Source organism: Pseudomonas sp. 10S4 (assembly GCF_034344865.1).
Classification (GTDB): domain Bacteria; phylum Pseudomonadota; class Gammaproteobacteria; order Pseudomonadales; family Pseudomonadaceae; genus Aquipseudomonas.
The window spans coordinates 171,089-192,026 of the sequence record NZ_CP133774.1; the positions used below are offsets into that span (position 1 = coordinate 171,089).

The 20,938-nt window shown below is 61.0% G+C and carries 10 protein-coding genes and 7 pseudogenes; 10 read left to right on the plus strand and 7 right to left on the minus strand.

Going from position 1 to position 20,938, the window contains the following annotated elements; all coding sequences use genetic code 11:
• Nucleotides 1–46: 46 nt before the first annotated feature.
• The 6 genes and pseudogenes from RHM58_RS00880 to edd form a co-directional block, all read right to left on the minus strand.
• On the minus strand, nucleotides 47–1,348 hold the full coding sequence (locus RHM58_RS00880) for an ABC transporter substrate-binding protein (protein WP_322269439.1): 1,302 nt from the start codon (nucleotides 1,346–1,348) through the stop codon (nucleotides 47–49).
• A 117-nt stretch (nucleotides 1,349–1,465) separates the two neighbouring features.
• On the minus strand, nucleotides 1,466–2,725 hold the full coding sequence (locus RHM58_RS00885; protein ID WP_322269440.1) for an AGE family epimerase/isomerase: 1,260 nt from the start codon (nucleotides 2,723–2,725) through the stop codon (nucleotides 1,466–1,468).
• A 198-nt stretch (nucleotides 2,726–2,923) separates the two neighbouring features.
• Nucleotides 2,924–4,393 carry an ATP-binding protein gene (locus tag RHM58_RS00890; protein WP_201206111.1) on the minus strand — a complete coding sequence of 490 codons (1,470 nt, stop codon included), beginning with the start codon at nucleotides 4,391–4,393 and terminating at the stop codon, nucleotides 2,924–2,926.
• Nucleotides 4,383–5,113 (minus strand): annotated as a pseudogene (locus tag RHM58_RS00895) (response regulator). The gene RHM58_RS00890 and the pseudogene RHM58_RS00895 overlap by 11 nt, the downstream one beginning before the upstream one ends.
• Before the next feature lie 175 nt (nucleotides 5,114–5,288).
• A complete protein-coding gene (locus tag RHM58_RS00900; RefSeq protein ID WP_201256791.1) occupies nucleotides 5,289–6,239 on the minus strand; it encodes a glucokinase in 951 nt (316 codons plus the stop codon).
• Nucleotides 6,236–8,072: pseudogene (gene edd, locus RHM58_RS33855) on the minus strand (phosphogluconate dehydratase). Before edd ends, RHM58_RS00900 begins: the two are co-directional and overlap by 4 nt.
• Before the next feature lie 220 nt (nucleotides 8,073–8,292).
• On the opposite strand from edd, the gene gap reads away from it, so the two are divergent.
• From gap to RHM58_RS00955, 10 genes and pseudogenes are all read left to right on the plus strand, one after another.
• A complete protein-coding gene (gene gap, locus RHM58_RS00915; protein WP_201206114.1) occupies nucleotides 8,293–9,294 on the plus strand; it encodes a type I glyceraldehyde-3-phosphate dehydrogenase in 1,002 nt (333 codons plus the stop codon).
• A gap of 110 nt (nucleotides 9,295–9,404) precedes the next feature.
• Nucleotides 9,405–9,869 (plus strand): methylglyoxal synthase, encoded by a 465-nt coding sequence (locus RHM58_RS00920; RefSeq protein WP_201256790.1) that lies wholly within the window; start codon nucleotides 9,405–9,407, stop codon nucleotides 9,867–9,869.
• 77 nt (nucleotides 9,870–9,946) lie between these two features.
• A complete protein-coding gene (locus tag RHM58_RS00925) occupies nucleotides 9,947–10,465 on the plus strand; it encodes an RNA polymerase sigma factor (protein WP_322269444.1) in 519 nt (172 codons plus the stop codon).
• 125 nt (nucleotides 10,466–10,590) lie between these two features.
• Nucleotides 10,591–11,555 (plus strand): annotated as a pseudogene (locus RHM58_RS00930) (FecR family protein).
• A gap of 122 nt (nucleotides 11,556–11,677) precedes the next feature.
• The gene (locus tag RHM58_RS00935; RefSeq protein ID WP_322269445.1) at nucleotides 11,678–14,242 is read left to right on the plus strand and encodes a TonB-dependent receptor; all 2,565 of its coding nucleotides are present in this window, start codon (nucleotides 11,678–11,680) and stop codon (nucleotides 14,240–14,242) included.
• 115 nt (nucleotides 14,243–14,357) lie between these two features.
• Nucleotides 14,358–14,960: a biliverdin-producing heme oxygenase gene (locus RHM58_RS00940; protein WP_322269446.1), complete on the plus strand. Its 603-nt coding sequence runs from the start codon at nucleotides 14,358–14,360 to the stop codon at nucleotides 14,958–14,960.
• Between the two features lie 178 nt (nucleotides 14,961–15,138).
• Entirely contained in the window at nucleotides 15,139–15,534 is a 396-nt protein-coding gene (locus tag RHM58_RS00945; protein WP_201256788.1) for a YbaN family protein, read from the plus strand.
• A 606-nt stretch (nucleotides 15,535–16,140) separates the two neighbouring features.
• Nucleotides 16,141–17,100 (plus strand): annotated as a pseudogene (locus RHM58_RS33860) (chemotaxis protein); the annotation flags it as partial.
• 390 nt (nucleotides 17,101–17,490) lie between these two features.
• A pseudogene (locus RHM58_RS33865) lies at nucleotides 17,491–18,006 on the plus strand (methyl-accepting chemotaxis protein); the annotation flags it as partial.
• Between the two features lie 173 nt (nucleotides 18,007–18,179).
• Nucleotides 18,180–19,530: pseudogene (locus RHM58_RS00955) on the plus strand (CoA transferase).
• Between the two features lie 129 nt (nucleotides 19,531–19,659).
• Here the strand turns inward: RHM58_RS00955 and RHM58_RS00960 are convergent.
• Nucleotides 19,660–20,521, minus strand: a pseudogene (locus tag RHM58_RS00960) (DNA-3-methyladenine glycosylase family protein).
• Nucleotides 20,522–20,938: the final 417 nt, after the last annotated feature.

Consider the following 20,938-nt stretch of genomic DNA (forward strand, 5'->3'; position numbering starts at 1 on the left):
CGGCTCCCACAAAAGCCACTCCCACAGGGGGCTGCGGCTCTAACAGTTACTTGGCAGACTTGACCGCTGCGCCGAGTTTCTTGGCAGCATCGGCCGGATCGGCTTTCGGGTCGTTGATGAAGTTGGTCACGACATCAAAGAACGCACCCTGTACCGCCAGCGTGGTCGCCATGTTGTGCGCCATGCTCGGCTGCAGGCCGCCGGACTTGGCGTCCGCCAGGAAGTCCTTGGCAGCGGTCTGGGCGCAGGAGTCGAAGCCGTACTTGGCCATGTCGTTCAGCATGTCGATTCGAACCGGGATCGAGCCCTTGTTGATGCTGAAGACTTTCTGGAAGTTCTCACCCAGCACGACCTTGGCAATGTCCTGCTGACCGGCAGCAGTGCCCGCGTTTTTCTGCTTGAACACGGCCAGGGAGTCGATGTTGTAGGTGAATGCCTTGTCGGTGCCCGGGAAGGCTACGCACTCGTAGTCCTTGCCGGCGACTTTCTTGGCCGCTGTCCACTCGCTCTTGGCCCAGTCACCCATGATCTGCATGCCGGCCTTGCCGTTGATGACTTTGGCCGCTTCCAGGTTCCAGTCCTGGCCTTTGCCGTCGACGTCCATGTAGGTCGCGACTTTCTTCAGCTCGGTCAGCGACTTGACCATTTCAGGACCGGTCAGAGCAGCGTTGTCCAGGTCGACCAGGGCTTTCTTGTAACCGTCGACGCCCATGACAGAAAGAACCACCGCTTCAAACACGGTGCTGTCCTGCCAAGGCTGGCCGCCGTGGGCAAGCGCGATGAAGCCCGCTGCTTTCAGCTTGTCGCCGGCTGCGTAGAATTCCTGAAGGGTGGTTGGGGCTTTTTCGATGCCGGCTTTCTTGAAGACTTCCGGGTTGATCCACAGCCAGTTGACGCGGTGGATATTCACCGGCACGGCCACGTAGTCGCCGTTGTACTTCACGGTATCAGAGACTTTCTTGTCGAGCAGGCTGTCCCACTTCTCTGATTTGGAAACGTCTTTCAAGACGTCGGTGTCGAGCAGACCGGTAGACGCCCATTCCTGGATGTCTGGACCTTTGATCTGTGCGACACCCGGCGGGTTACCGGCAACGGCGCGGCTCTTGAGCACGGTCATGGCCGTAGCTCCGCCACCACCGGCGACAGCGCCGTCCTTCCAGGTGAAACCGTCTTTTTCGACTTGGGCTTTGAGCACGTCAACGGCAGCTTTTTCGCCACCGGAGGTCCACCAGTGAACGACTTCTACCGAACCTTTGGATTCGGCGGCAAGCGCACTGACAGGGAATGCAGAGATAGGAAGCAATGAGGCAAGAGAAATGACAGTAGCGAGGCGAGAAATCGCATTCATCTAGAATTACCTTTCTTGTTGTTATGCATGCAAGTCTGGTGCTTGCGCTGCATGGGATTTTAAACAGGAGTTATCCCTTCGCAGGTAACGAAGGGACGCTTGAATGTCACCACATGGTTACACAGGAGCGCTCTGGGACAACTGCCCCAAGGCAGTCGCCATGCTCGGCGCCAGCGGCAGGCGCGGAATCAGCACGGCTTGCCAGGCGTGATACAGATCCGGTTTGCCGGCCCAGATATCGGCGCTCGGGCGGTTTTGCGGGTCGAGTTCATGGTGCCAACTGCCATCGCAGCGGTCGATGAAATGACTGTCACAGAATTCCCAGAACAGTCGGTACCAGGCTTCGTATTGCTCCTCGCCGGTGCGTTTGAGCAGCGCACTGGCAGCGGCGCTGGCTTCGCAATGGGTCCAGTGCAAGCGATGGCGAACCACCGCGCGGTTGTTCCAGTCGAGGGTGTAGACAATCCCCGGCAGCCCGTCGACATCCCAGCCGTGACGGCAGTTGTGATCGAAGAGTTTTTGCGCATCGGTCGCCAGCCAACCCGGCGTGAGCATCCCCGCCTGCACTCGCGCGGCTTCGAGGTGCAGCAACAGCCGCGCCCATTCAAAACCGTGGCCCGGCGTGGTGCCGTAGGGGCGAAAACCGTCGGCAGGGTTGTCGTGGTTGTACTCGCGCAGCGGCTGCCAATCGCGATCGAAATGCTCGACCACCAGGTAATCGTTGGCGGCGGCGTGAGCGTGGATCACTCGCTCGACAATCCGCTGGGCGCGGACCAGCCAGCGGTTGTCCTCGGTGACATCCGCCAGCGCGAGGAAGGCTTCGGTGGCGTGCATGTTGCTGTTGGCGCCGCGGTAGGCTTCTTCGCAACTGAAGTCGCGATTGAAGGATTCGCGCATCGCGCCCTCCTCCTCGCTCCAGAAATGCGTGTCGATGATGTGGATGGCATCATCGAGCAAGGCGTGTGCGCCGGGCCGTTGCGCGACTACAGCGGAACTTGCGGCGAGGGCGACGAAGGCGTGCAGGTAAGCAGCTTTGCCGGTGTTGTCATCACGATGATGGGCGGTGGCGAACCAGCCACCGTGCTCGGCATCCTTTAGCGGGCCGCTGAGCGCCTGGACGCCGTGATCCACCAACTCGGCAAACCCTGGCAGGCCCTGGATGTGAGCCATGGCGAAGCTGTGGGTCATGCGTGCGGTGTTCATGGTTTCGGCTTGGGCATTGGCCGGGAGGCGGCCCTTTTCATCGAGATTGCCGAAGCCTTCAGGGAGCTTCGAAGCCTTGGCGAACGCCAGCAGGCGCAGCCCTTCGGCGGCGAGCCATTGCTGGTGGGCAGGCGCGTTCAGCCAACTGCTGAAAGCGGGTTGGAAGGTGTCCATGGGGTACCTTTTTGTTGTTATGACTGGAGGGCAGTCTAAACAACGGTTGAGGCGAGGCAGGTAACGAAGGGGGCGAGTTATGTCACTGAGCCGTGACAAAGCAAAAGCCAGATCAAAGATCGCAGCCTTCGGCAGCTCCTACAGGGTGTAAACAATTCCAGTGTAGGAGCTGCCGAAGGCTGCGATCTTTTGATCTTTTCAATCGATTGATCGAGGAAGCTGCAACGTCACCCGCAATCCGCCTTCGCGCAGATTCTGCAGGCTGACCTCGCCACCATGGCTATGGGCAATATTGCGCGCAATCCCCAACCCCAACCCATAACCCTGCTGCTGTCCGGCCAGGCGGAAGTGCGGCTCGAACACCTGCTCCATCCGCTGCTCCGGCACTCCGGGCCCTTCATCATCCACATGCAGGATGAACGCGCTCTGGTCGTCATCGATGTGCAGGTGCGCGTTCTGTCCGTACTTCAAGGCGTTGTCGATCAGGTTGCCGATGCAGCGCTTGAGCGCCAGCGGCTTGCCGGGGTATGCCGCCAGTGCCCGGCCCTGCTGGGTCACGCGACCATTGCCGTTGGGCGCCAGGTACGGCTCGACCAAACAATCGAGCACGTGATTGAGGTCCACCGGCTCAATGTTTTCGTGGATGTCGGTGTCTTTCACGCATTGCAGCGCGCCTTTGACCAGCAACTCCAGCTCATCCAGATCGCGGCCGAACTTGGCTTGCAGCTTTTCGTCTTCGAGCAATTCGACCCGCAGTCGCAACCGGGTGATCGGCGTGCGCAAGTCGTGGGAGATCGCACTGAACAACTGACTGCGCTCGGTCAGGTAGCGGCTGATGCGCTCGCGCATCGCATTGAAGGCGCGGCCAACCTCGACCACTTCACTGCCGCCACCTTCGGGCACCGGCTCGACTTCCGCACCGAGGGACATGTCCCGTGCCGCCCGCGCCAGGCGCTTGAGCGGACGGCTCTGCCAGTGCACCAGCAGGCCGATGAACAACAGCAAAAAGCCGCTGGTGAGCACGATGAACCAGACTTGCTGCGCCGGCAGGCCTTGCTCTTCAAGACTGGTGTAGGGCTCAGGCAGCAGCGAAGCGATGTACAGCCATTCGCCCGGCGCCATCTGGATTTGCGTGACCAGCACCGGCGGGTTCACCGGTTCCAGGGTCAACGCGTAGTGCGCCCAGGACCGCGGCAATTCATCGAGTTTCAGCCCGCTGTTGAAGATCCGCAGGTCTTCGGGGCTGACGAAGGTCACCGAGATATCCGTGTCGTGGCCCAGGGACTCGCGCAGCACCTCGTCCACCGCTTTGAGCACCGCTTCTTTGCGCGGGGTGATCGGCAGCACTTCCATGCCCAAGGGTTTGTCGTTGAGGGTCACCACGAACCGGGTGCCGCCCATGCTGCGTAATTGATCGAGTACCAGCGGCCGAAACGCCACCGGCAACGAACGGAAGTAGCTGACGCTGGCGGTCATCGAATGCGCCAGGCTACGGGCGCTGGTGACCAGGCCTTCGAGCTGAGTAGCGCGCAGCTGCGAAACCCAGATCACGCTCGACAGCGCCTGAGCGAAAAGCACCACCAACAGCGTCAGCAGCAACATCCGCCCGAGCAACGAGCGTGGCACCGGCACCTTGGCGGCGAGCCGGCGCAACCACTCAGTGGCCATTGCTGGCAACCACATTGGCGGCCAGTTGGTAGCCACTGCCCCGCACGGTACGGATCAGCCGCGGTGGTTTTTCGGTGTCGCGCAGGCGCTGGCGCAAACGGCTGACCGCCATGTCGACGATCCGATCCAACGGCATCAAATCGCGGCCACGGGTGGCGTTACCGATGGTGTCGCGGTCGAGAATTTCCTGGGGATGATCGAGGAACAGTTTCAGCAGCGCGAAGTCGGCGCCGGAGAGAATCACTTCTTCGCCATCGATGTGGAACAGCCGATGGCTGACCATGTCCAGCCGCCAGTCATCGAAGGCCAGTACTTCACTGCCGGAGCGTTCCTGACCGAACTGCGCACGGCGCAACAACGCCTTGATCCGCGCCTGCAATTCCCGGGGCTGAAGGGTTTGCCGAGGTAATCGTCGGCACCCAGTTCCAGGCCAATAACGCGATCGGCCTCGTCGGAGCTGGCGGTGAGCATGATGATCGGCACCTGGGCCTGACGCGGGTGCTGGCGAATCCAGCGGCAAAGGCTGAAACCGTCTTCGTCCGGCAGCATCACATCGAGGATCACCAGATCACTCGGCGCCTCGTTCATCGCCTGGCGAAAGCCTGCGCCATCGGGCGTGGTGCGCACCTGAAAACCTGCACGGGTCAGGTAGGTGTCCAGCAACTCGCGTATCTCTTGATCGTCATCGACCAACAAAATCGACTTGTTGACTGAGCTCACAGGGGCGGCATCCTTGTTGTTTGAATTGGGCGGATTATGCCTTACCACAGAATCTACAAACACCGCAGATCCCATGTGGGAGCGGACTTGCTCGCGAAAGCGGTGTATCAGTCGACATCAATGTTGAATGTCAGTCCGCTTTCGCGAGCAAGCCCGCTCCCACAGTTGATCGTGTTCAGGCCTGTTCGAGCGCCACACCCGCGCCCATCAGGCCGGAATACGGCGCCGTCACCAGCCACACCGGAATGCCTTTGAAGTAATCGCTCATGCAGCCCTTGTCGGCGAAGCATCGGGCAAAACCGCTTTCAACGAAGAAATCGGCAAACCGAGGAATCACCCCGCCCACGATATACACGCCACCGCGCCCACCCACCGTCAGCACGTTGTTGCCGGCCACGCGACCGAGCCAGCAGCAGAACTGCTCCAGCACTTCCAGCGCGACCGGATCACCGGCCAGTCCTGCCGCCGTAATGGCTTCGGGAGTGTGGAACTGCGGTTCATGACCATCCACCGCGCAGATCGCCCGATAGACCCGCGGCAAGCCGCTGCCACTCAAGGCTGTCTCGGCACTGACATGGCCAATCTCATTGAAGATGTGTTGCCACAGTTGGGTTTCCCGCGGGCTGCTGAGCGGCAAGTCGACGTGACCGCCCTCCCCCGGCAACGCGGCAAATCGGCCTTCGCCGAGGTCCAGCAACGTGCCAACGCCGAGCCCGGTGCCCGGGCCGATTACCACCGCCGGCCGCAACGGTTCCGGCGTACCTTCGCAGACCACCCGAAACTCGTCCGGCTGCAAACGGGTCATGCCCAGGGCCATGGCCGAGAAGTCGTTGACCAGCAGCAGTTGATCCACCTGCAAGGTCTGGCAGAACGCCTTGCGGCTCAGGCGCCAGTGATTGTTGGTGAACTTGAATTCATCACCGCTCACCGGACCTGCCACCGACAGGCACACCGAACCGATCGCGCCAGGCGCCAGGCCCAACCCGCTCAGGTAGACAGCGATAGCCTCCTCCGGGCTGGTGTGATCTGCCGTCGGCAACACCTGGATCGATTCCAGTTGCTGGTTTTTCCACAACGCGAAACGTGCGTTGGTCCCACCGATGTCACCGACCAAAGCCAGTTTCAATTAAGCGTCTCCAGGGCAGAAGTAAAGGCGCTGGCGCCCTGCTCTGCGGAGCTGAAGGCCATGCGCATGAAACCAAACAGTTCGCGCCCGCTGCCGATGTTGTTGCCCAACAGGCCTTTGGCTGGCGTGCGCGCTGCGAATTCTTCGGCGTCCACCTTAAGCTCCAGGGTGCCTTTGACGCCATCGACGCGGATGATATCGCCCTCTTGCACGCGCGCCAAAGCGCCGCCCACAAACGCTTCGGGACTGACGTGGATCGCCGCCGGGATTTTTCCCGAGGCGCCGGACATGCGCCCGTCGGTGACCAGCGCGACTTTGAAGCCGCGATCCTGCAGCACACCGAGGAACGGCGTCATCTTGTGCAGTTCCGGCATGCCGTTGGAGCGCGGCCCCTGGAAGCGCATCACCGCGACGAAATCCTTCTCCAGCAAACCGGCCTTGAACGCATCGGCCAGATCCTGTTGATCCTGGAACACCATGGCCGGTGCTTCGACGACCTGGTTTTCCAGGGCCACGGCGGAGACTTTCATCACCCCGCGACCAAGGTTGCCTTCCATTACCCGCAGGCCACCCTCGGGCGAGAACGCACGGGCGACCGGACGCAGAATAGTTTCGTCGAGGCTTTCAATCGGGCCTTCGCGCCAGACCAGTTCGCCGTTATCGAGGAACGGTTCCACGGTATAGCGGCTCAGACCATGGCCGAGCACGGTATTGACGTTTTCGTGGAGCAGGCCGGCTTCCAGCAGTTCGCGGATCAGGAACGCCGTGCCGCCCGGCGGCGTGGAAGTGGTTGATGTCGGCAGGGCCGTTGGGGTAGATGCGGACAAGCAGGGGAACGACCTCGGACAGGTCCGCGAAGTCCTGCCAGGTGAGCTGGATCCCCGCGGCGGCCGCGATTGCCGGGAGGTGCAGCGCGTGGTTGGTCGACCCTCCGGTGGCAAGCAGGGCAACGATCGCCGTTGATGATCGACCGCTCGTCCACCACTGCGTCCGATCGGGGTGTAGCCGGTCTTTCAGCTCGGTCAGTCGCGACCACCTGGCGGGCCGCGGCGGCGGTGAGGGCCTCGCGCAACGGGGAGTCCGGGCTGACGAAAGCGTCGCGCCGGGAAGGTGGAGTCCCATGACCTCCATCAGCATCTGGTTGGAGTTCGCCGTCCCGTAGAAGGTACAGGTGCCTGCGGCAATGGTACGACGCCGTCTCGGCCTCGAGCAAGTTGCTTCGCGGTCGGCCAGGCCTTCGGCGTAGAGCTGGCGGATGCGGCTCTTTTCCTTGTTCGGAATCCCGGAACTCATCGGTCCGGTCGGCACCAGGATGGCCGGGAGGTGACCGAAGGCCAGCGCGCCGATGACCAGGCCTGGCACGATCTTGTCGCAGACGCCGAGCATCAGCGCACCGTCGAACATGTTGTGAGACAGCGCCACGGCGGTGGACAACGCGATCACTTCACGGCTCGGCAGGCTCAGTTCCATGCCGGGCTCGCCCTGGGTCACGCCATCGCACATGGCCGGGGTGCCGCCAGCGAACTGGCCGACCGAGCCGATTTCGCGCAGGGCTTTTTTGATCTGTTCAGGAAAGACTTCGTACGGCTGATGCGCCGAGAGCATGTCGTTATATGACGAAACAATTGCGATGTTCGCGGAATTCATCATCCGCAGGCTGTTCTTGTCGTCAGTGCCGCACCCGGCCACGCCGTGGGCGAAGTTGGCGCATTGCAGCTTGCCGCGCATCGGACCATCGCTGGCAGCGCCGCGAATGAGCGCAAGGTAAGCCTCGCGAGTTGCACGGCTGCGGGCGATAAGCCGTTCGGTGACCTCAAGGACGCGGGGATGCATGTGTAGAACTCCAGGCTAACGGATGTGGCGACCTGATTGTCTATGCTGATCAAGGGCCGTTGTCGATGGGCTGACGGGCGGCTTTCTTGATCGATCGGACCAGTTGATTCAGGTCACTCGTTGTAGATTGAACAAAATATTGCCATTAAAAAGGCTTGTTTTCTATTTTTATGCGAATAATCTTGTAATTCCAACAACAAAACGACGGCGGCGCTGTTAAATGACTCTTCGAATCGCAATCAATGGTTTTGGCCGAATTGGCCGTAATGTCCTGCGCGCACTGTATACCCAAGGTTATCGTCAGGATCTGCAGATCGTCGCCATCAATGACTTGGGCGACAGCTCGATCAACGCTCATCTGCTCAAGTACGACACCGTTCACGGCACTTTCGACGCTGATGTCCAGCACGATAACGAAAGCCTGACGGTCAATGGCGACCGCATTTCGGTCAGCGCCATCCGCAACCCGGCTGAACTGCCGTGGGCTGCCGAGAAGATCGATGTGGTCTTCGAATGCACCGGTCTGTTCACCGACCGTGCCAAAGCCGCCGCGCATATTACGGCCGGCGCGCGCAAAGTGATTATCTCGGCCCCGGCCAAAGGCGCCGACGCCACCGTGGTTTACGGTGTTAACCACGACATTCTGCGCCAGTCGCACCAGATTATTTCCAACGCCTCGTGCACCACCAACTGCCTGGCCCCGGTGGCCCAGGTGCTGCACCGCGAGTTGGGCATCGAAAGCGGTCTGATGACCACGATCCACGCCTACACCAACGACCAGAACCTGACTGACGTCTACCACACCGACCCGTACCGCGCCCGTTCCGCCACCCAGAACATGATCCCGAGCAAGACTGGCGCTGCCGAAGCCGTCGGCCTGGTGCTGCCGGAGCTGGCGGGCAAACTGACCGGCATGGCGGTGCGTGTTCCGGTGATCAACGTGTCGCTGGTGGACCTGACCGTGCAGCTAAAACGTGAGGCGAGCGCAGAGCAAGTGAACGCGCTGCTGAAAGAAGCGGCCCAGCACTCGAAGATTCTCGGCTACAACACCCTGCCGCTGGTCTCCAGCGACTTCAACCACAACCCGCTGTCGTCGATCTTCGACGCCAACCACACCAAGTCCAGCGGCAAACTGCTCAAGGTGTTGGCCTGGTACGACAACGAATGGGGCTTCTCCAACCGTATGCTCGATAACTGCCTGGCGCTGTGCAACGCGGAATAAGCAACGTGATGGGGCACGTCGCCTCATGACGGGTTGACGCGGACCTGTAGGAGCTGCCGAAGGCTGCTCCTACGCGATATTTGCAAGGCCCCCACCGAGAGCAACATTCAATGATCGGTATCAGCTTTACGCAAAAGACCCTGGCGGCGCGCAAGCGTATCGCCCTGGTCGCCCATGACCACTGCAAAGTGTTTTTGCTGGACTGGGCCGAGCGGCAGAAAGACAAGCTGGCGCAACATGAACTGGTCGCGACCGGCACCACCGGGTTGTTGTTGCAACAACGCCTCGACCTGCCCGTGGAAAGCATGATCAGCGGCCCGTTGGGCGGCGATCAGCAACTTGGCGCGCGTATCGCCGAGCAACGGGTCGACATGCTGGTGTTCTTCTGGGACCCGTTCGAACCGCAGCCCCACGACCCGGATATCAAGGCGTTGCTGCGAGTCGCGGCGGTCTGGAACATCCCGGTCGCCTGCAATGAATGCAGCGCCGACTACCTGCTGAGCAGTCCGTTGATGAATCAGGCGCACGAGCACCGGATCCCGGATTACGCGACCTATCTGTTGGGCCGCGCCTAGCCCTCCGCAAATCAGCACTTGACCATTTGAGTGGATGATAAGCATTATCATTCGCTCAAAATGGATCAGGTCCTCCCGTGAGTCAATCGCGCTTCAATCACGTCTTCATCGCTCAGCGGGTTTCGCTGCTGCGCACCTTGGAGCGGATGGTCAACAATCACAGCACCGCCGAAGACCTGTTGCAGGAAACCTACCTGCGCGTGACCCGGGCGCTCAGTGAGCGGGCCATCGATCACCTTGAACCCTTCGTCTTCCAGACCGCCCGCAACCTGGCGCTGGATCATTTGCGTGCGCGGCGCATTCAGTCGCGCACCCTGCTCGATGACGTCCCGCTGGACGTGGTGGAAAGCATCGCCGCCCCGGTCAGCAGTGCCGAGGACGCCGCCCATGCCGAACAATTGCTGGAGCGTTTGAACGTGAGCCTCAGTGAACTTAGCAGCCGTCAGCAGCAGATTTTCATCCTCAGTCGCCTGCACGGCCACAGCTATCTGGAGATCGCCGAACAACTCCGCGTGTCCCTAAGCACTGTGCAAAAAGAACTGAAGCTGATCATGGCGATCTGCATTGGCGTCGCGCAACGGTTAAACGGCGACTGAGTCTGTAGGTTTACTCGCTACCTGCCGAGATCGACTGCGCAGGGCCTTCGAGCTTTGCTACCCTTGCCGCACTTCCACGCTCTACTAAAAAAACAGCGGTGCACAGACACTGCCGAGGAAACACCGTGACGGACACCCGCCGCTCCCAAACGCCTGACCCGGCGCGGGACACTGCAAGCGCGATGGACCAGGCCCTGGACTGGCTGATCGTGCTGGGCAGTCCGAGTGCGGAACAGAGCCGACAGTTCCACGAATGGCTCGCCGCCGATCCATTGCATGCCGAGGCGTTCGCCAAGGCCCAGGCGATCTGGGACGGCCCATTGGTCCTCCAGTGCGCACAAAACCTGGCCGCTAAACCTGCGAAAGTCACCGTGTTGTCGCGCTTGCGTCCGCACTGGAAACCACTGGCCACGGCGGCGGTGTTGATCCTCGGTTTGTTCAGTTTCAGCAATCTGCCGATGCGTCTTCAGGCCGATCACCTGACCGTGGTCGGTGAACGCCAGCGTCTGCAATTGGAAGACGGCTCGAAGGTCCTGCTCAATACCAATTCGGCGTTTTCCAGCACCATCAACGATCAGCAGCGCGTCGCTCGCTTATATCAGGGCGAGGCGTATTTCGAGGTGCCGGCCAATCGAGGCCAACCGCTGGAGATCGACGCCGGGCCGGTGAAGGCCAGTGTCCGCGATACTGCGTTTGCCGTGCGTTACCTCGATGGCGTGGCCCAGGTTCGGGTGCAGCGCGGCGACGTGGATTTGCGTGCCACCCGTGACGATGCGCGAGTACGGCTGTCGGCCGGTGAAAGCATCCGCATCGGCCCCAACGGTTTCGACCGCCCGGCCAAGCTCGACGCCGCCACCGACCTGGCGTGGGTTCAGGGCCGACTGGTGTTCGAGAACTGCCCGCTGAGCCAGGTGCTGGCGGAGCTGCGGCGCTACTATCCAGGCTGGATCATCAACAACAACGAGCAGTTGGCCGACGTCGCCGTCACCGGCAATTACCACCTCGACCAGCCGCTGGACGTGGTCCGCTCCTCGCTCACATCACCTCGGCCAAGCTTCAGGAATTTCCGGCGCTGGTGATCTTGAACTAAATGAGAATTATTTTTACTCGATAGCCGAAGCTCGTTCGTCTCGTTATAGCCAATGCAATTGATTCGCATCTATCGATGCCAATCTGCACCTATAAAGATTCGTGCGACACGGAGCGCTATCGATGTCCTCTCGCCATACCCGCCAGTCCTCTTCACCTTCCCGCGTGCTGTCATTGCTGACCGCCGCCATCCTGATGGCCGGTGCCGCGCCGCTGATGGCAGCCACTGCCGCCGAGCAGCCGAGCCGCAACATGGGCGATTACTCGTTCGCGATTCCTCAGCAGTCGCTGGTTTCGGCACTCAATGCCTTTACCGCCGTGACCGGCTGGCAGGTCGGCTTGCCAGCAGAACTGGCTGAAGGCATCGCCTCGCCGGGTGTGCGCGGATCCTTGCCACCGGAAAAAGCCCTGGATCGCCTGTTGGTGGGGACCAACCTGAGCTATCGCAAACTGGGCGCTAACAACATCGTGCTGGAAAAACGCAACGGCGGCGGCGCCCTCAACCTGCAACAGGTGACCATCAGCGCCACCCGTCAGGAACAAAGCATCGACAGCGTGCCGGCCACTGTCAGTGTCCAGACCCGCGAAGAACTGGACCGCAACAACGTCAACAACATCAAGGATCTGGTGCGCTACGAGCCGGGTGTTTCGGTGGGCGGCGCCGGCCAACGTGCCGGGCTGACCGGCTACAACATCCGTGGTATCGACGGCGACCGCGTGCTGACCCAGGTCGACGGCGTGCAAGTGCCCGACAGCTTCTTCAACGGCCCGTACGCCCAGACCAACCGCAACTACGTCGACCCGGAAATCGTCAAACGCGTGGAAATCCTCCGTGGCCCGGCGTCGGTGCTCTACGGCAGCAACGCCATTGGCGGCGCCGTCAGCTACTACACCCTCGATCCGGACGACATCATCAAGCCTGGCAAAGACGTCGGCGCACGTTTGAAAACCGGCTACAGCTCGGCCGATGACAGCTGGCTGACCTCCGGCACCGTCGCCGGTCGCACTGGCGACTTCGACGGCTTGCTGCATTTGAGCCAACGCAATGGGCATGAAACCGAATCCTACGGCGAAACCGGCGGCACCGGCCTGAACCGCACCGAGGCCAACCCCGAGGACGTGCGCACCACCAACGTGTTGGCCAAACTCGGCTGGAACTACGCCGACGACGCGCGCCTGGGCCTGACCTACGAGCACTACAAGGACGACCGCGACACCAATCAATTGAGCGCGGTCGGCGGTCCGTTCAACGCCGGACGCGGTTTCGGCTTCTACAAATCCCGTACTGGCAACGACACCGTGACCCGCGAACGCTTCGGCCTGGAACACAGCTTCGCGCTGGACACGGCGTTGGCCGACAACATCAAGTGGTCGCTGAACTACCAGATCGCCAAGACCGACCAGTCCACCGAAGAAATCTACGCGCCATCGCGCACCGTGTTGCGCGAACGCAATACCAATTACAAGGATCGCCAATGGGTGCTCGATGCCCAGGCTGACAAGTCCTTCGCTATCGCCGACACCAACCACACGGTCACTTACGGCACCACCATCAAACAGGACAAGGTCACCGGCCTGCGCACCGGCACTGGCACCTGCCTGACCGTGGCCGGCGCCTGCCGAGTGATCGGTGCACCGAGCGCCGCGGATACCCTGAAACCGGCCAGCGACTTCCCGGACCCGACCATCAACAGCTACAGCCTGTTTGCCCAGGATCAGATCAGTTGGGGCAACTGGACCTTCCTGCCCGGCGCTCGCTACGACTACACCCAGCTCAAGCCGCACATCACCGACGAGTTCCTGGCTACCGCCGACCAGAGCGGCAACGGCGTGGTGAGCGACGACACCAAGACCTGGCATCGTCTGTCGCCGAAGTTCGGCACCACCTACAGCTTCAACGACAACTACACCTGGTATGGCCAATACGCCGAAGGCTTCCGCACGCCGACCGCCAAGGCGTTGTACGGTCGCTTCGAAAACCTGGCCGGTGGTTATCAGGTCGCGCCGAATCCGGACCTGGAACCGGAAAAGAGCAAAAGCTACGAAACCGGCCTGCGCGGCCGATTCGAGGCAGGCACCTTCGATGTGGCGGTGTTCTACAACAAGTACCGCGACTTCATCGACGAGAACGCGATCACTCCCGGCTACACCGAGACCACGTTCCAGAGCAACAACATCAAGCACGCCACCATCAAGGGCGTGGAGCTCAAGGGGCGCCTGAACCTGGACAGCTTCGGTGCGCCGACCGGCCTCTACACCCAAGGCTCGATGGCGTACCTGTATGGCCGTAACGATGACAGCGGCCAGCCACTGAACAGCATCAACCCGCTGACCGGCGTGTTCGGCCTCGGTTACGACCGGGACAACTACGGCGCCCTATTGAGCTGGACACTGGTCAAACGCAAGGACCGCGTCGACAGCACCAGCTTCAAGACCCCGGACGGCACCAGCACCCAGTTCAAGACCCCGGGTTATGGCGTGCTCGACCTGGCCGGTTTCTACAAGGTCACCGACGATGTGACCGTCAATGCCGGCCTCTACAACCTGACCGACAAGAAATACTGGCAGTGGGATGACGTGCGCGGCTACGACAGTGTCGGCGAAGCCTCGGTGACCCAACCGGCCAACCTGGATCGCCTGACCCAGCCGGGTCGCAACTTCGCGATCAATCTGGTCTGGGACATCTGACCCTGAGTGCCTCACTGCGACACATTTGTTAATGGGTTGCCGTGAGGTTTTTTACTGTTTGGCGCCTTGTTGTTCGTCTCGTTACCAAGCGCCTCTTTTTTCTCAAGGACTTCCCATGACCTCCCAGGACACTGCTCAACGCCATGCTCTGCGTTCGCAACGCTTGAACCAGATCACCAACGAGCCACACACCAAACTCGACGCGTTGGTCAAAGCTCATGCGCCGTTCGAAACCCAGGCTAATTTCGCCCGTTTCGTGGTCGCGCAGTATTTGTTCCAGTCGGAATTGGTGTCGCTGTACAACGATACTGAACTGACTACGATCGTCCCGGACCTGCCGGCACGCTGCCGTGCCGAAGCGGCCAAGGCTGACCTGGCCGATCTGGACACTGACGTTCCGGCAGCGGTGGCTGACGCGGTGAAGAATCCAACCAAAGCCGCGGCCCTGGGCTGGTTATTTGTCTCCGAAGGCTCGAAGCTCGGCGCTGCGTTTTTGATCAAGCGTGCCGTGGGCCTGGGTTTGAGCGACACCTTCGGCGCCCGCCACCTGGGCGAGCCGGCCGGTGGTCGTGCGCAAGGCTGGAAGAGTTTCGTCAGAACCCTCGACTCGCTGGAATTCAGCGCTCAGGAAGAAGCCGAAATCGAGCAAGCGGCGGTTGATGCGTTCAACCGCTTCACCGTGTTGCTGGAACAGGCCTACACCCCGGAACTCGCCTGACAAACCACATTCCCCTGTGGGAGCGGGCTTGCTCGCGAAGACGGAGTGTCAGTCAATATCAATGTTGCCTGTCACACCGCTTTCGCGAGCAAGCCCGCTCCCACAATGGATCTGTGTGTACCTGCAGACATCAATCAACACTTGCCGATCACGCATCACACTGGTCACCATACGCCCCATGCCTCACCTCGCCGCCTCCAAACTCGCCCGAATCCTCTTCGGCCTGCTGGCCTACGTCAGCCTGGGCATCGGCCTGATCGCGATTGTCGTGCCGGGCCTGCCGACCACCGAGTTCATCCTCCTGGCCGCCTGGGCCGCCACCAAGAGTTCGCCGCGCCTGAGTGCCTGGCTGGAAAACCATCGCTTGTTCGGGCCGATCCTGTGCAATTGGCGAAACGGCAAAATCATCGTCCGCCGGGCCAAGGTCAGCGCCACCGTCAGCATGCTGCTGTGTGCAGGCTTGATGCTGGTGATGCTCGATCACGGCTGGCCGGTTTACCTGGCGATTACTGGCATGAGCCTGGGCAACCTGTGGATCTGGTCGCGCCCGGAATCGGCACCGCAACCGTCCTGACAAATAAAAATCCCCTGTGGCGAGGGAGCTTGCTCCCGCTGGGCTGCGAAGCGGCCCCAAAATTCTCCAGACGCACCCGCTACACCGAATTGCGACTGCTACGCAGCCGAACGGGAGCAAGCTCCCTCGCCACAGAATCAACGAAATTCTCCTGAATCCCAGCCCTTTTCAGGGCATTCCCCTGCGCAAACGTTCACCTGTTACCGCTCGTCGGCTTGCCATTCATGCACGCCCTGCCCACGCCGATGTGGATTAAATGGCGCTGAATGGACTTGGCGGATGGGAGTACCCCCGTCTCTTGGCCAACACCTCATCCATTTGCGAGTTCGCCCTATGTTCGACTCCCTGTCCATCCGCCTGAAAATCGTCCTGTTGTCCGGTCTGTGCCTGCTCGGTGTCGTCGCCCTGATCGTCGGCATGAACATGTACCAGACCAACCGCAACAACGAACTGGTCAGCGCCTCCAGCAGCAAAATGCTCACCGCCAGCGTCCAGGACCTGCTCCAGGCCAAAGCCGCCGAGCAAGCCGTGCGGGTGCAGAAGACCTTCGGTGAAAGCCTGTTGGTGGTCACGGCGTTGGCCGATCAGATCAAGGACATGCGCACCATGGCCGCCAAGCGTTCGCTGGACGCCGGCGCCCTGCGCGAGGAGTTGAACCAGAGCCTGAAAACCGCTTTCGAGCGCAACGGCAAAGTGCTGGGGATCTGGCTGGCGTTCGAGCCCAACGGCCTGGACGGCAAGGACAGCGAATTCGTCAATGACGCTGTCAGGCAGTCCAACGAGGTGGGACGTTTCGCCAGTTACTGGAGCCGCGCGGGCGGGGTCGGGCTCAACACGATCATGGTCGAAGACGACATGACCAAAACCACCCTCAGCCTCAGCGGTACGCCATACAACAGCTGGTACACCTGCCCTCGCGACAACAAACGCACCTGCTTGCTCGACCCGTATTCCGACACCGTGGGCGGCAAGGAAGTGCTGATGACCACCATTTCCGTGCCGTTGCTGGTGGATGGCAAGGCCATCGGCGTGGTTGGCGTCGACATCGCCCTCGATGCGTTGCAAGCAGCGGCGATGGATTCCCAGCGTGACCTGTTCAATGGTGCCGGCCACATGCTGATCGTCTCCGGCAGCGGTGTGCTTGCCGGTTACAGCGTTGATGCCGGCAAGGTGGGTAAAAGCATCGGCGACACCCTCGGTGCCGACGGCAAGGAAGTCCTGCAACTGCTCGGCAACGGCTCGCCGAAGATTCTCGAACAGGGTGACCTGATCCGCGCGGTGTACCCGGTCAGCCCGATCACCGATTCCAAGGCCTGGGGTGTGGTGATCGACCTGCCCAAACAAGTGCTGCTGGCCGATTCGGTGAAGCTGCAAACGGTGCTCGATGACGCGCAACAAACCGGCACACTCAAGGCGTTATTGGTAGCGGTGGCGGCCGGTTTGATCGGTCTGTTGCTAATCTGGCTCACGGCGTCGGGCGTGACCCGGCCAATCAACAGCGTGGCGCAAATGCTCAAGGCGATTGCCAGCGGCGACGGCGACCTGACCCAACGTCTGCACTACAGCAAGAAAGACGAACTCGGTGAACTGGTGAGCTGGTTCAACCGCTTCCTCGACAAGCTGCAACCGACCATCGCGCAGATCAAACAGAGCATTACCGACGCCCGTGGCACCGCCGACCAGTCTTCGGAAATCGCCCGCCAGACCAGCGAAGGCATGCAGGTGCAGTTCCGCGAAATCGACCAGGTCGCCACCGCGTCCAATGAAATGAGCGCGACCGCCCACGACGTCGCCAATAGCGCGTCGAACGCTGCCAACGCCGCCAAAGGCGCCGACCAGTCAGCCCGCGATGGCATGCAGATCATTGAGCGCAGCACCCGGGATATTAATTTGCTGGCTGACGAAGTCAGCAAAGCCGTGACCGAAGTCGAAGCCCTGGCGGTGAACAGCGAGCAGATCGGATCGGTGCTGGAAGTGATCCGCAGCATCGCCGAACAAACCAACCTGCTGGCGCTCAACGCCGCGATTGAAGCGGCCCGTGCCGGCGAAAGTGGTCGTGGCTTTGCGGTGGTTGCCGATGAAGTGCGCAACCTGGCCAAACGGACCCAGGACTCGGTGGAAGAAATTCGCATCGTGATCGAACGCATCCAGACCGGCACCCGCGGCGTGGTTGCCACCATGCACTCGAGCCAGACCCAGGCCCACAGCAACGCAGGGCAGATCCAGCAAGCAGTCCAGGCCCTGGGCAAGATCAGCGACGCGGTGACGGTGATCAGCGACATGAACCTGCAAATCGCCAGCGCCGCCGAACAGCAAAGCGCCGTGGCCGAAGAGGTCAATCGCAACGTCTCGGCAATCCGCACCGTCACCGAAACCCTGACCGGGCAAGCCACTGAATCGGCGCAGATCAGCAGCCAGCTCAATGCGCTGGCCACGCATCAGATGAAATTGATGGATCAGTTCCGGGTTTAAGCGGCTAGCGCCAAACCCTGTGGGAGCGGGCTTGCTCGCGAAGGCGGTGTATCAGTCAAAATTGATGTCGACTGACACACCGCCTTCGCGAGCAAGCCCGCTCCCACAAGGGATTTCATCTGGCCCGGCAGATTTTTGATCTATCATCGAACCCTCGTTCCGGAGGGCCTTCGATGACTGATTTACTCACGTCCATTCAAGCCGCACTCGGCTTGCCGCATACCCCGATCCCGTTTACGTCGAGCGGCGCCCTGCCCTCGGCGTTCGCCGTCACTGACCTGGCCTGCGCCAGCATTGCCGCCGCCGGTCAGGCTGTCAGCGAATTGCTGCACCAACAGACCGGCCGCTTGCCCACCCTTGAAGTCGACCGCCGCCTGGCTTCGTTCTGGTTCGCCACCTCGATCCGTCCGCTGGGCTGGAGCGCGCCGCCGCTGTGGGACCCGGTCGCCGGTGACTATGAGACCAAGGACGGCTGGATTCGCCTGCACACCAACGCCCCACATCACCGCGCCGCCGCCGAAAGCGTGCTCGGTGCCTGTGCCGACCGCGCCGGCATGGCGAGTCAGGTCGCGAAGTGGGCCAAGACCGATCTGGAACACGCCGTGGTCGAGGCCGGTGGCTGCGCCGCTGAGATGCGCACCTGGGCGCAATGGCAGGCCCACCCTCAAGGCATCGCCGTAAACGCCGAGCCATTGATTCAATTCGCCGCCCACAGCAGCCAGAACGCCAAACCGTGGCAAGGCTCGGTGGCGCGACCACTGGCGGGAATCAAAGTGCTTGATCTGACCCGCGTGCTCGCCGGCCCCATCGCCAGCCGCTTCCGTCGCCGGCCTCGGCGCCGACGTATTGCGCATCGACCCGCCGACCTGGAACGAGCCCGGTGTCGTGCCGGAAGTCACTCTCGGTAAACGCTGTGCGCGGCTGGATTTGCATGACACGGCTGATCGCGCAGTGTTCGAAAGCCTGCTCAAGGACGCCGACATTTTGCTCCACGGCTACCGCGCCGATGCATTGGAACACTTGAGTTACGGCGCCGCTGAACGCCAGAAGTTGTCCCCAGGCTTGATCGATGTCTGCCTCAACGCCTACGGCTGGAGCGGCCCGTGGCAGAACCGTCGGGGTTTCGACAGTCTGGTGCAGATGAGCAGCGGGATTGCCGAGGCTGGCATGCAGTGGAAGAAAGCCGACAAGCCAACACCATTGCCAGTTCAGGCGCTGGATCACGCGACCGGGTATTTGATGGCGGCGAGTGCGATCAAGTTGTTGGCTGAGCGGTTGACTCGCGGGTTCGGTGGTTCGGCGCGGTTATCGTTGGCGCGGACCGCGAAGTTGTTGATTGAGAATGGTGCAGGGACAAATGAGCCGTTGCGGGCGGAAGATCAGGACGATCAAGGGTTGTTGGTCGAGCAGACACCTTGGGGGCCGGCGCACCGGTTGCACGTTCCGCTGAAAATCACCGGAACGCCTGTGCAATGGGCCATTCCCGCCACGGAATTGGGCTCCCATCGCGCGCAGTGGTGGTGACTGTTAGATAGCCATCGCGAGCAAGCTCGCTCCCACAGGTGACCGAGTTCTCCCGGACGAATGCCATCAAATGTGGGAGCGGGCTTGCTCGCGAATGCGTCGAACCAGCCGCTACAAATCCGGATCAGCTCAATCAACCCGGCTCAGCGATGTCCACAACTGCTGCGCCGCGTACCCCGATAAGGTCGCCACACCTCAGCCCGCCGCAGCAACTCCCGCGCCGTCACCGGTCCGCCTTCAAGCGCCGCCAACGCATTGATCAACCCCACATCCCCACTCGGAAACGCATCCCTCTCCCGTAACTGCCGCAACGCAATGTACTGCGCCGTCCAGTCGCCAATCCCATGCAATGCCAGCAACCGCGCCACGCCGCCCTCGCGCGCCGGCTCAAATAACAACGGATCATCGAGTAACGCCTGAGCCACACCGGACAGCGTTCGCCCACGGCTTTTCGGCATCCCCAGCGTCGCCAGGTCCGAGACCGCCAACACCGCCGCCCCAGGAAACACATGAGTCAGCCCGGGCGGCGCTGAATCCAATGCCTCGCCATACTGCGCCACCAGTTTCCCTGCCAGTTTGATCGCCGCGCGCACCGTAATCTGCTGCCCCAACACCGCGCGAATCGCCAGCTCCAGACCATCCCACGCACCCGGCACGCGTAATCCGGGACGCTCGGCAATCAACCGCGCCATTAGCGGATCGGCCGTCAAATGTCGATGGATTGCAGGCAGATCAGCATCCAGATCAAACATCCGCCGCAACCGCGCCACGATCTCGGGCACGCCCGCGGGGTCAGGAAAATCCAGCGTCAGCTCAAGCGCAGCATCCCCACCGGCTTGATCGAAAACGTGCCGTGCACACCATCCAAGCCGATGCTGCGCGAATACACGCCATCGACCACCGTCTCCATCCCGGCAATCGCCCGCGCCGACAAAAAAACCAACATTGCGGCCCAGTCATAAGGCGGCCGATACGCCAGCAGCAACCTCATAGCGACAGCACCCCACTAACAAATGGATTAATTTAACTAAATAGGCAAAGCGTAATAACGTTCAATAATTAACACCTATTAATGCCTTTTATTTATAGCCGATCAATCTGTGGCAATCGGTGCATAACAGTTTTGTGAGTCAATCCTAATAAATCAATTCTGTACTGAAAACAGTTATCAAAAAGTTGCGAATTCGCGAAAACGAACTAGCTTAAAAACCTCAACGCGATACGTATTATTCCTGCTTGAACTGGCCGAGGCCTCTGAGCCGGGCTTTTCCAGCAATACAGTTATGCCCGCGAAAAGTTCATAAGTCTTTCATTAACAATGGAATGTGCCGATGCACTGATCTATGTCAGCTGATTGAACAGTTAACAGATTTAATCTGTTGTCTCTCTTCTCCTGCATTGGAGTCAT